General features: G+C 70.6%; 9 protein-coding genes. 7 read left to right on the top strand and 2 right to left on the bottom strand.

Translation table 11 applies throughout. The features are described 5' to 3' along the window. Positions 1 to 56: 56 nt before the first annotated feature. The 6 genes from mce to BM314_RS05140 all read left to right on the top strand — a co-directional run bounded on the left by mce (position 57) and on the right by BM314_RS05140 (position 5,234). Positions 57 to 461, top strand: coding sequence for a methylmalonyl-CoA epimerase (gene mce / locus BM314_RS05165; RefSeq protein WP_020092246.1), 405 nt, complete (start codon positions 57 to 59; stop codon positions 459 to 461). 5 nt (positions 462 to 466) lie between these two features. Continuing rightward, a complete protein-coding gene (locus BM314_RS05160; RefSeq protein WP_091977366.1) occupies positions 467 to 793 on the top strand; it encodes a DUF1467 family protein in 327 nt (108 codons plus the stop codon). A 508-nt stretch (positions 794 to 1,301) separates the two neighbouring features. Beyond that, positions 1,302 to 2,627, top strand: a complete 1,326-nt coding sequence (gene proS / locus BM314_RS05155) for a proline--tRNA ligase (RefSeq protein WP_091977234.1) — start codon at positions 1,302 to 1,304, stop codon at positions 2,625 to 2,627. 9 nt (positions 2,628 to 2,636) lie between these two features. Next, entirely contained in the window at positions 2,637 to 3,947 is a 1,311-nt protein-coding gene (locus BM314_RS05150; RefSeq protein WP_091680286.1) for a lipoprotein-releasing ABC transporter permease subunit, read from the top strand. A gap of 13 nt (positions 3,948 to 3,960) precedes the next feature. Next, positions 3,961 to 4,674, top strand: a complete 714-nt coding sequence (locus tag BM314_RS05145) for an ABC transporter ATP-binding protein (RefSeq protein ID WP_020092250.1) — start codon at positions 3,961 to 3,963, stop codon at positions 4,672 to 4,674. 299 nt (positions 4,675 to 4,973) lie between these two features. Then, positions 4,974 to 5,234, top strand: coding sequence for a hypothetical protein (locus BM314_RS05140; protein WP_091977232.1), 261 nt, complete (start codon positions 4,974 to 4,976; stop codon positions 5,232 to 5,234). A 173-nt stretch (positions 5,235 to 5,407) separates the two neighbouring features. Here the strand turns inward: BM314_RS05140 and BM314_RS05135 are convergent, their stop codons facing one another. Continuing rightward, positions 5,408 to 6,676 (bottom strand): glycosyltransferase, encoded by a 1,269-nt coding sequence (locus tag BM314_RS05135; protein ID WP_091977231.1) that lies wholly within the window; start codon positions 6,674 to 6,676, stop codon positions 5,408 to 5,410. Between the two features lie 539 nt (positions 6,677 to 7,215). Between BM314_RS05135 and dnaE the strand changes: the two genes are divergently transcribed. Next, a complete protein-coding gene (gene dnaE, locus BM314_RS05130) occupies positions 7,216 to 10,734 on the top strand; it encodes a DNA polymerase III subunit alpha (RefSeq protein WP_091977229.1) in 3,519 nt (1,172 codons plus the stop codon). Between the two features lie 193 nt (positions 10,735 to 10,927). Here the strand turns inward: dnaE and BM314_RS05125 are convergent, their stop codons facing one another. Then, positions 10,928 to 11,602 (bottom strand): L,D-transpeptidase, encoded by a 675-nt coding sequence (locus BM314_RS05125; protein ID WP_020092256.1) that lies wholly within the window; start codon positions 11,600 to 11,602, stop codon positions 10,928 to 10,930. Positions 11,603 to 11,619: the final 17 nt, after the last annotated feature.

Here is an 11,619-nt window from a genome sequence, read left to right as displayed (position 1 = left end):
CCCGCGAACGAACGAAGCTCCCGGACAGGGGGCCAGAACGCCGGGGAGGAAACATCATGATCGGCCGTCTCAACCACGTGGCCATCGCCGTGCAGGATCTCGACGCCGCCTGCGCGGTCTACCGCGACACGCTGGGCGCGACGATCACCGCGCCCCTGCCGCAGCCCGAGCACGGCGTCACCGTCGTGTTCGTCGAGCTGCCGAACAGCAAGATCGAGCTGATGTCGCCCCTGGGCGAGGGCTCGCCGATCGAGTCCTTCGTGGCCCGCAATCCGGGCGGCGGCATCCACCACGTCTGCTACGAGGTCGACGACATCCTGGCCGCGCGCGACCAGCTCAAGGCGCAGGGCGCCCGGGTGCTAGGCACCGGCGAGCCGCGGATCGGCGCGCACGGCAAGCCGGTCCTGTTCCTTCACCCCAAGGACTTCCTCGGCACCCTGGTCGAGCTGGAGCAGGTGTGAGCCGGATGATGAACACGCTGGCCCGCTCGACGCCGGTGACCCTGGCGGCGATCACCGTCCTGATCGCCGCCTTCGTGGCGGCGGCGGTGAGCCTGTTCAAGCTGACGGTGGGCGGGGCGATCGCCCTCTACTTCGTGGTCTGGTGGACGCTGCTCTTCGCGGTCCTGCCCCTGCGGAACCAGCCGGAGACGCGGCCCAGCCACGTGGTTCCGGGCCAGGATCCCGGCGCGCCGGCGGCGCCGCGACTGCGCGAGAAGGCGATCTGGACGACGCTGGTCGCGGGCGCCGCCTTCCTGATCGCCCTGGCGGTGTTCCCGCTGACCGGACTTTAGGACGGCTCTGAGCGGCGATCCGGGAGACGCCCCGCGTCGGGTCACGGCCCGGGAAACCAGATGGGCGCGGGCCCTCCCGGTGGTCCGACACGGCCGCGCCGACCGGACCCAAGAATAAAAAAAGCAAGGCCCGAGGCCTTGCTTTCAAGCTTTACTGGCTCGACCTTGAAATATCCCTCGCATTGGCTGCGGGGCGGTCGCTTTTCCTCCCGAGACTCGGACCTTGCGCCACCTCTTCCGGGCGTCGCAAACATCGCCGGACGCTTATAGGAACAACAATTCGTGTTGTCACCGGGTCTGCGAGAAAAATCTGCGCTTTCTTGCCGGCAAATGGGCATACCGCTTTCCGCCTAGGCAGCGGCCTCAGCGCGGCCGGGCCGCCGCCTCCGGTTCGCCGCGATTACGCCCCGCCGTGGTCGCGCAGTGCTTGTAATTTGCGTCTCCGGCGTGTTGTGTGCCGGCGCGCCGCGGCTCCTCCCGGCCGATCCTCTTCCAAGACTCTGACGACATGCGTCTCTCCCGCTATTTCATGCCGACCTTGCGCGAGACGCCCAAGGAAGCCGAGATCGTCTCGCACCGGCTGATGCTGCGCGCCGGCCTGGTCCGCCAGGAAGCCGCCGGCATCTACGCCTGGTTGCCGCTGGGCCTACGGGTGCTGGAGCGCGTCTGCGCGGTGATCCGGCGGGAGCAGGACCGGTCCGGCGCCGTCGAGATCCTGATGCCGACGGTGCAGTCCGCCGAGCTGTGGCGGGAATCCGGCCGCTACGACGCCTACGGCAAGGAGATGCTGCGCCTGAAGGACCGGCACGACCGCGAGATGCTCTACGGCCCCACCGCCGAGGAGATGGTCACCGAGATCTTCCGGGCGAGCGTGCGCTCCTACAAGGACCTGCCCAAGAACCTCTACCAGATCTCGTGGAAGTTCCGCGACGAGGTGCGGCCGCGCTTCGGCACGATGCGCTCCCGCGAGTTCCTGATGAAGGACGCCTACTCGTTCGATTTCGACCAGGCCGGCGCGCGCCACGCCTACAACCGGATGTTCGTGGCGTACCTGCGGACCTTCGCGGGCCTCGGCCTGAAGGCGATCCCGATGCGCGCCGATACCGGCCCGATCGGCGGCGACCTGTCCCACGAGTTCATCATCCTGGCCAAGACCGGCGAGAGCGAGGTCTTCTGCGACAGGGCCTATCTCGACTTCGACATCCCGCCGGCGACCGTCGATTTCGACGACGTCGCCGCCCTCCAGGGCATCGTCGATGCCTGGACCTCGCACTACGCGGCGACCGAGGAGATGCACGAGCCCGCGGCCTTCGCGGAGGTCCCGGAGGACAACCGCATGGCGGCCCGCGGCATCGAGGTCGGGCACATCTTCTACTTCGGCACCAAGTATTCCGAGCCGATGGGCGCCAAGGTCGCCGGTCCGGACGGGATCGAGCGGCCGGTCCATATGGGCTCCTACGGCATCGGGCCGAGCCGCTTGGTCGCCGCCATCGTCGAGGCCAGCCACGACGAGGCCGGGATCATCTGGCCGGACTCGGTCGCGCCGTTCGACGTCGCCCTGATCAACCTCAAGGTCGGGGACGCGGCCACCGACGCCGCCTGCGCGCAGATCCAGTCCGACCTCGAGACCGCCGGCCTGTCGGTGCTCTACGACGACCGCGACGAGCGCCCCGGCGCTAAGTTCGCCACCGCCGACCTGATCGGCTTGCCCTGGCAGGTGATCGTCGGGCCCAAGGGCCTGGCGGAGGGCAAGGTCGAGCTGAAGCGGCGTGCCGGCGGCGAGCGCGAGAGCCTCGCGACCGTCGATCTGCTGGCACGCATCCGGCGCGTCTGAGGCGTGCCGATGGCCGCCTCAGCGAAGCTGGACCGGGTTCGGACCTTCGCGGCCTCGTTCGCGGCCTCGTTCCGCCAGGGCACCGCGCCCTTCGCGCCGTTCGAGTGGATCCTCGCCGGCCGCTACCTGCGCGCCCGGCGCCGGGGCGGCGGCGTCTCGGTGGTGGCGTTCTTCTCGGTGCTCGGCATCGCGCTCGGCGTCGCCACGCTGATCATCGTCCTGTCGGTGATGAACGGCTTCCGCGCCGAGCTGCTGTCGAAGATCGTCGGCATCAACGGCCACCTGTTCGCGACGCCCATCGACCGGCCGTTCAACGACTGGACCGACCTGTCGGAGCGCCTGTCGAAGGTGGCGGGCGTGCGCGCCGCGGTGCCGCTGGTCGAGGGCCAGGCCTTCGCCTCGTCGCAGTACGGCGGCTCGGGGGTCATCATCCGCGGCGTACGGGCGGCCGACCTCGACGCGCTGGCGGCCGTGTCCTCGGCGATCCGCGGCGGCACCCTCGAAGGTTTCGACGACGGCACCGGCGTGCTGATCGGGCGGCGGCTCGCCGACACGCTGGGCCTGCAGGCCGGCGACACGATCACGCTGGTCACGCCCAAGGGCTCGTCGACGCCCTTCGGGACGGCGCCGCGCACCAAGAGCTACACGGTCAAGGCGGTGTTCGAGGTCGGCATGACCGAGTTCGACCAGACCTTCGTGTTCATGCCGCTCGCCGAGGCCCAGGCGTTCTTCAACAAGGACGGCGACGTGAGCATGATCGAGATCTACGTCGACGATCCCGACCATGTCGGCGACATGCGCGAGCCCCTGGAGATGGCGGCCGAGCGCCCGATCCTGCTCACCGACTGGCGCCAGCGCAACCGGACCTTCTTCGGGGCCCTGGAGGTCGAGCGGAACGTCATGTTCCTGATCCTCAGCCTGATCGTCGTGGTGGCGACCCTCAACATCGTCTCCGGCCTGATCCTGCTGGTGCGCGACAAGTCGAGCGACATCGCGATCCTGCGCACCATGGGGGCGACGCCGGGCACGATCATGCGGGTGTTCCTGATCAACGGCGCGCTGATCGGCGTCGTCGGGACGCTCAGCGGGCTCGGCCTCGGCATCCTGATCACGCTGAACATCAAGCCGATCCAGCACGTGCTGTTTCCGGGCGCATGGGACCCGACGGTGCGGTTCCTCGCCGAGATCCCGGCCCAGATGAACCCGAAGGAGATCACCGCCGTGGTGATCACCTCCCTGCTGCTGTCGCTCGCGGCGACGCTGTATCCCTCCTGGCGCGCCGCCCGGCTCGATCCGGTGCAGGCCCTCCGCTACGGCTGACGGGCCGCATCCGATGAGCGATTCGAGCCAGACCGCCGGCGACCAGCCGGTGCCGGCGCTGTTCTTCTCCCGCGTCGAGCGGCGCTACGCTCAGGCCGAGGGTGCCCTCGAGATCCTGCGCGGGGCCGACCTCGCGATCTGGCCGGGGGAGTTGGTCGCGCTGGTGGCGCCGTCGGGAGCCGGCAAGTCGACCCTGCTGCACCTCGCCGGCCTCTTGGAGCGGCCGGACGGGGGCGAGATCTATATCGGCGGTCAGCCCACGGCCGCGATGGCGGATTCCGAGCGCACGCGCCTGCGGCGCGAGGAGATGGGTTTCGTCTACCAGTTCCACCACCTGCTGCCGGAGTTCTCGGCGCTGGAGAACGTGGTGATGCCCCAGCTCATCCGCGGCCTGAAGGCCCCGGAGGCGAAGGCCCGCGCCACGGAACTTCTGAGCTTCCTCGGCCTCAAGGAGCGGCTGCCGCACCGCCCGGCGGAGCTGTCGGGAGGTGAGCAGCAGCGCGTCGCCATCGCCCGGGCGGTGGCCAACGGCCCGCGGCTGCTGCTCGCCGACGAGCCGACCGGCAACCTCGATCCCGGGACGGCGGGCCACGTCTTCTCGATCCTGATGGCCCTGGTCCGCGCCTCGGGGCTCGCCGCCCTGGTCGCGACCCACAACCTGGAATTGGCCGCCCGCATGGATCGGCGGGTCACCATCCGGGACGGGCTGATCACGCAGCTCGACTGAGCGGGCCACCCGCTGAGCAGATCTCCCGTGTGCCGGCGCAGCGACGGCACGCGCGGCAGCGCGCCCCTTACACGCCGCGCCGCGGCAGCCTCGATCAACCACAGGGCGCATCGCTCCCGGCCCGCGACGCCAGCCGGCCCGCAGACCTCCGAGCCCCGCAAGTGCACGCGATCTTTAATCCGTCGCGCCGCGTGCGACGCGTCACGTCGCGGAAGACACGGGGCCCCTATCTTGTGATCACGCAAGACAAAACAGAGCCGAACAACCGGTCTGTACTGCGTTATCTCTGGAGCCTGACCATGAAGACCCGTATCGCCGCAGCCGTCACCGCACTTGTCCTTGGCGTTGCCCCGATCTCGTCCTCTCTGGCGGCGAACGGCGCCCGCTGGACGGGCCTCGCTCCCTACGAGGTCGAGACCACGGGCTCGCTCGGACTGGGGGTCCACGACAATCCCAACTACGTCGGCTGCCCGCTGAGCTCGGCCGCCGAGGGCAACGCCGACCAGCAGACCCGGCCGGTGAAGCAGTACGGCCAGACCTCCGGCGGCTACCGCTGCTGAGCCGACGCGAGGACGGATGAAGCTCAAGGCTCTCTCCTACGTCATGATCGGCGCCTTCGTGAGCGGCCTGCTCATGACGTTCGTCGGTTCGGCCACCGCGCTGCTCGGGCAGTAATCGAAAGGGCGCCGCTTCCGTCGGAGGGGGCGCCCCCCGCGTTCGGGCAGCCGGCGGGTCAGGACGCGCGGGACGGGCCGGGACCGGACTCGGCGGCCGGCAGCCGCTCGACGTAGTCGCAGGCGTCGAGGACGGCGTCGCGGCCGTCCGCCATCCGCGCCCGGGCCGCCGCGCAGGCCCGCGTCACCGCGGGGTCGGCGAGCAGCCGGCCGAGGACCCGCGCCGCCCGCGCGGGCCGGAAGGCGCGGCGGCTCAGGGTGGCGCCGAGAGCCCGATCCTTCAGCCGCCGCCCCTCGTCGAAATGGTCGAAGGCCACGGGCACCACCAGCTGCGGGACGCCCGCGGCCAGCGCCTGCGCGACCGTGCCGACGCCGCCGTGGTGGACCAGCGCCGCGCTGCGCGGCAGCAGGGCGCTCAGGGGGGCGTAGGGCAGGTGGATGATCCCGGCCGGCAGCGGCTTCGGGATCTGCCCCCCCTGCGGGGCGAGCAGGACGCCGCGCCGGCCCATGCGCCGGCACAGCCGCACCGCGGTGTCGAAGAAGCCGGCGCCCTGGCGCATGGCCGAGCCGTAGGTGAACACGATCGGCGGGTCGCCCGCCTCGAGGAACGCTTCCAGCTCCGGCGGCATGGACGCCACGTCGCCGAACCGGTCGACCAGCGGGAAGCCGAGCTGCACCGCCTGGCCCGGCCAGTCGGCCTGCGGCTCCGCGTACCAGTCGGGGAACATCAGGAGCATGCCGGTCGGGCTGTTCCACCAGTGCCGCAGCCGGTAGACCGGATCGAGGCCGAGACGCGCCCGCAGGGCGTTCAGCGGCGGGAGGGTGAACGGGCCGACCGCCACCTTGTCGACGCCGAGATTCACGTAGGCCCGCAGGGCGGCCGGCAGGACGCGCGGCAGCGGCAGGCCCGGCAGGCGCGGCGGATCGTACCGGCTCTCGATCAGGAACGGCATGACGTGCAGCGTCGCGGTCGGCAGATCGTAGAGGTCCTGCGCGAGCCGCGCCCCCCAGCCCAGCGGCGAGGCGACCACCCGCAGGTCGATCCCCCGGGCGCGGGTCGCGCCGAGCCACAGGCAGGCCGGCTCGGCCACCCGCAGGGCGTAGTCGAACATCGGGCGGAACCCCTGCTGCGGGTGCCACAGATCCGGCTGGCGGATCACCGCCTCGTAATCGGCGACCGTGCCCAGGGGCTGGAAGGCGAGGCCGGCCCGGCGGGCCATCGCCTCGAACGGGGCCGGGGCCGCCAGCGAGACGCCGTGGCCGCGCTTCAGGAGTTCGTGCCCCAGCGCGATGAACGGAAGCACATCGCCGTGTGTGCCGACGGCCACGAGGGCGACGTCGAACCGTTCGACCGTCCGGTGCTCGGGAATGGCTTGCTCCTTCGAACTCCCCAGCCGGTGACGAGCTCGTCTCGAAGGCGGGGGCATGCCAGCCCGCCCGATCCGCATCAAGACACTTTTTACCCTGTCGAAGAAACGGGGCCGCCCTGTGACCCGCAGACCCTTTCCATAGAACAAAACATGAACATACTAGGGCCGGAACACAGGAGGCAGGTCGATGCTGAAGCGGGTGATCCTGACCGGAATGGTCGAGTTCATGGCGTTCGGGATGCTGTTCGCGGCGGTGGGCGCCTGGGCGATAGCCTTGGCACCGGTTCGTTAGCCGGATTTTTCCGAAGACTGCCCGGTTCCGTCCGCGGACGGGTTATGCACAGGCGATCGCCCCGTAGGCGCCGATTGCCCACAGGGCCGGGCCGAACTGGTGCTTCCGGGGCACGACCGGTGGATATCGTCCGCCGGCGGCGCGGCGCACGTCGACTTGAGGCCGGCGAGCGGGGATGCTGCCCGACCCCGGAACAAGGTCGGCCATGCCACGCCAGCTCAAAGAGGTCGGATTCGTCCACCTCCACGTCCACTCGTCCTATTCCCTGCTCGAAGGGGCGCTGAAGGTCGGCTCCCTGATCAAGGCGGCGGTCGCCGACAGGCAGCCGGCCCTGGCCCTGACCGACACCAACAACCTGTTCGGCGCGCTGGAATTCTCCGAGAAGGCGGCCGGGGAGGGCGTCCAGCCGATCGCCGGCGTGCAGCTCTCGGTGGCGTTCGAGGCCGCGGACCCGCACCAGCGTCAGGCGCCGACCAGCCACGGCATCGTGCTCCTCGCCCAGGACGAGACCGGCTACGCCAATCTGCTGCGGCTGGCGAGCCGCGCCTATTTCGACACGGCCCTCGGCGAGGCGCCGCGCCTCGATGCCGGAGCGCTCGCGGGCGCCTCCGAGGGGCTGATCGCGCTCACCGGCGGGATGGCGGGCCCCCTCGACGCGGCCTTCCGGGCGGGCCGGCCGGAGCTCGCCCTCAACCGCCTGAAGCGCCTGAAGGAGACGTTCGGCGAGGACCGGCTCTACGTGGAGATCCAGCGCCACGGCCAGTCCGAGGAGGCGCGGATCGAGACCGCGCTCCTCGACCTCGCCGGCCGCCACGGCCTCGGGATCGTGGCGACGAACGAGCCCTACTTCGCCAAGCCCGACGACTACGACGCCCACGACGCGCTGCTTGCCATCGCGGAGGGCCGCCTCGTCTCGGACGAGCGCCGCCGCCGCCTGACGCCGAGCCACGCCTTCAAGACCCGGGCCGAGATGGCCGAGCTGTTCCGCGACCTGCCGGACGCGCTCCAGGCGACGGTCGAGATCGCCATGCGCTGCGCCGTCCGTGCGCGGACCCGCAAGCCGATCCTGCCGAATTTCGGCGCCGTGGCGGCCGGCGAGACGCCGCCCATGGCGGAGGCCCTGGCGGAGGCGTCCGACGCGGGCGCGCGGGCGGTCTCGGCCGACGAGCCGACCGAGCTGCGCCGGCAGGCCGAGGCCGGGCTGGAGCTGCGCCTGAAGCAGCACGGCACGGCGCCGGGCTTCTCCGAGGAGGATTACCGCAAGCGCCTCGCGTTCGAGCTCGACGTCATCGTCAAGATGAAGTTCCCGGGCTACTTCCTGATCGTCTCCGACTTCATCAAGTGGGCCAAGGACCACGACATCCCGGTCGGTCCGGGCCGCGGCTCGGGCGCCGGCTCGCTGGTGGCGTGGTCGCTGCTCATCACCGACCTCGACCCGCTCCGGTTCGGCCTGCTGTTCGAGCGCTTCCTCAACCCCGAGCGCGTCTCGATGCCGGATTTCGACATCGACTTCTGCGTCGAGGGCCGCGAGCGGGTGATCCGCTACGTGCAGCAGCGCTACGGCGAGGGGCAGGTCGGGCAGATCATCACCTTCGGCACGCTGCTCGCCCGCGGCGTGCTGCGCGACGTCGGCCGCGTCCTGGAGATGCCCTACGGGCAGGTCGACAAGCTGACCAAGCTCGTGCCGCAGAACCCCGCCAACCCGGTGACGCTCGCCCAGGCCATCGAGGGCGAGCCCAAGCTCCAGCAGGCCATGGAGGAGGAGCCGATCGTCGGCCGCCTCATCGACATCTCCAAGAAGCTCGAAGGCCTGCACCGGCACGCCTCGACCCACGCCGCCGGCGTGGTGATCGGCGACCGGCCGCTCGAGGAGCTGGTCCCGCTCTACCGGGACCCGAAGACCGGCATGCGGGTCACCCAGTTCAACATGAAGTGGGTCGAGCAGGCGGGGCTGGTGAAGTTCGACTTCCTGGGCCTCAAGACCCTGACGATGCTGCGGTGCTGCACCGATCTGCTGAAGCAGCGCGGCATCGACATCGACCTCGCCTCGCTGCCGCTCGACGACCCGAACACCTACGGGCCGATGGGCCGGGGCGAGACGGTCGGCGTGTTCCAGGTGGAATCGGCCGGCATGCGCAAGGCGCTCTGCGAGATGCAGGCCGACCGGCTGGAGGACATCATCGCCCTGGTGGCGCTCTACCGGCCGGGCCCGATGGCCAACATCCCGGTTTATTGCGAGCGCAAGCTCGGCCGCGACGCCGGCAACGAGGCGTCCTGGTACCCGGATCCGAAGCTGGAGCCGATGCTGAAGGAGACCTTCGGCATCATCGTCTACCAGGAACAGGTGATGGAGATCGCCAAGGTGCTCGCCGGCTACTCGCTCGGCGAGGCCGACATGCTCCGGCGCGCCATGGGCAAGAAGATCCGCGCCGAGATGGACGCGCAGCGCGACCGGTTCCTCAAGGGCTGCACCGAGCGCGGCCTGACCAAGGCCAAGGCCAACGAGATCTTCGACCTGCTCGCGAAGTTCGCCGATTACGGCTTCAACAAGAGCCACGCGGCGGCCTACGCGCTGCTGACCTACCAGACCGCCTACCTGAAGGCGAACTTCCCGGTCGAGTTCCTGGCCGCCGCCATGACCCTCGACATCGACAACACCGACAAGCTGGCCGAATTCCGCCAGGACGCGCAGCGCCTGAAGATCACGGTCGAGCCGCCCTCGATCAACACCTCCGGCGAGGTGTTCGCGGTGCGCGACGGCAAGATCTTCTACGCGCTGGCCGCCATCAAGGGCGTCGGCCGCGAGGCGGTGCGGGCGCTGGTGGAGGCCCGCGGCGACCGGCCGTTCAAGGATCTCGCCTGCCTCGCCCGCCGGCTGAACCCGCGGATGATCAACAAGCGCACCCTGGAGAGCCTCGTCCAGGCCGGGGCGCTCGACTGCATCGAGCCCGACCGCGCGCGCGCCTTCGCGGCGGTGGAGCCGATGATGAAGCTCGCCGCCAGCGCGGCGGAGGCGGAATCGGCCGGCGTCACCGACATGTTCGGGGGCGTGGTGGCGGACGACGTGTCCCTGCGGATCCCGCCGCACGAGATCTGGCCGATGGCCGACACGCTCAAGCGCGAGTACGCGGCGATCGGCTTCTTCATCTCGGGCCATCCGCTCGACGAGTACGGCGACCTCTTGGACAAGCTGCGGGTGCAGAGCTGGACGGATTTCTGCCGCGCCGTGCGGGCCGGGACGTCGAGCGTCGGCCGCGTGGCGGCCTCGGTGCTCGACCGGGCGGAGCGGCGGACCAAGACCGGCAACAAGATGGGCATCGTCACCCTGTCGGACCGGACCGCGCATTTCGAGGCGATCATCTTCTCCGAGGGGCTCGGCCAGTACCGCGACATCCTGGAACCGGGCCGACCGCTGGTTCTGCAGCTCCAGGCGAACCTGGAGGGCGAGGACGTGCGCGCCCGCATCCTCTCCGCGGAACCCCTCGACCAGGCGGTCGCCCGCCACCAGAAGGGCATCCGCATCCATCTGAGCGACCCGCGCGGCGTCGCGCCCGTGCAGCAGCGCCTGTCGATGCGGGGCGAGAGCGAGGTCTCGCTGATCCTCAAGCTCGACGGCGGCGAGCGCGAGGTGGAGATCCGGCTCCCGGGCAAGTTCCAGGCGAGCCCGGCGCTCGCCGGCCAGCTCCGGACCGTGCCCGGGGTGGTCCAGGTGGATGTGAGCTGAGGGGCGGCTGATACCAAGCGCCTGTGGGTTCGGTTGGCCCGCGCCGTCTTCGCGAGCGGAGCGAAGCGATCCAGGGACGCGCCACGCTCGATGAGGGCGCGCGACACGGGGTTGCTTCGCTCCGCTCGCAAGGACGGGTGGGCTTTTGTGAGTTCTGTCGCCGGGAATTGTAGGTGCGTGCCCGTCGAGGCCCTCAGCTCGCCGCCGTCCCGCTGGCTGCCAGCACCACCGCCCGGCTCCCCACCGGCACGCGGGCGTACAGGTCGATGATGTCCTGGTTCAGGAACCGGACGCAGCCCGACGACACCATCGTGCCGATGGTCTGCGGCTCCGTGGTGCCGTGCAGGCGGTAGAGCGTGTCGCCGCCGTCCCGATAGAGGTAGAGCGCCCGCGGACCGAGCGGATTGCCGGCCCCGCCGGGCAGGCCGCCGGCATAGGGCCCGTAGCGCTCGGGCTCCCGCTTGATCATGGCCTGGGTCGGCGTCCAGCGCGGCCATTCGGCCTTGCGGGCGATGACGGCCGCGCCTCGGAAGTTGAACGCCTCATCGCGACCGACGCCCACGCCGTAGCGGATGGCGCGCCCGCCCTCGCGCACAAGGTAGGCGTAGCGTGCCGAAGGATCGACCACGATCGTGCCCGGCGGCTCGGCCGTGGCGTAGGCCACCTCCCGGCGCAGGAAGCGCGGGTCTATCGCGGACAGGTCCACCGCCGGCACGGGGAAGGGCTCGCCGTCGAGCGCGGCGTAGAGGGCCGTGTAGGCCGGGTCGACGGGCGGGCGCAGCGCGGCGACGGGGCGCGGCTCGCGGGTGACGCAGCCGGCGACGAGCAGGGGCGTGCCGGCGAGCAGGCTGCGGCGGGTCGGAAACATCGATGCTGCGCTCCAAG

The sequence above is a fragment of the Methylobacterium sp. 13MFTsu3.1M2 genome (assembly GCF_900112625.1).
GTDB lineage: Bacteria > Pseudomonadota > Alphaproteobacteria > Rhizobiales > Beijerinckiaceae > Methylobacterium.
This window is presented reverse-complemented; position numbering and strand designations above follow the sequence as displayed.

Bases quoted from the DNA above. Each gene is read 5' to 3' on its own strand.
- mce (WP_020092246.1), top strand. From the start codon at position 57: ATGATCGGCCGTCTCAACCACGTGGCCATCGCCGTGCAGGATCTCGAC.
- dnaE (WP_091977229.1), top strand. From the start codon at position 7,216: ATGCCACGCCAGCTCAAAGAGGTCGGATTCGTCCACCTCCACGTCCAC.
- BM314_RS05160 (WP_091977366.1), top strand. From the start codon at position 467: ATGATGAACACGCTGGCCCGCTCGACGCCGGTGACCCTGGCGGCGATC.
- BM314_RS05150 (WP_091680286.1), top strand. From the start codon at position 2,637: ATGGCCGCCTCAGCGAAGCTGGACCGGGTTCGGACCTTCGCGGCCTCG.
- BM314_RS05140 (WP_091977232.1), top strand. From the start codon at position 4,974: ATGAAGACCCGTATCGCCGCAGCCGTCACCGCACTTGTCCTTGGCGTT.
- proS (WP_091977234.1), top strand. From the start codon at position 1,302: ATGCGTCTCTCCCGCTATTTCATGCCGACCTTGCGCGAGACGCCCAAG.
- BM314_RS05145 (WP_020092250.1), top strand. From the start codon at position 3,961: ATGAGCGATTCGAGCCAGACCGCCGGCGACCAGCCGGTGCCGGCGCTG.
- BM314_RS05125 (WP_020092256.1), bottom strand. From the start codon at position 11,602: ATGTTTCCGACCCGCCGCAGCCTGCTCGCCGGCACGCCCCTGCTCGTC.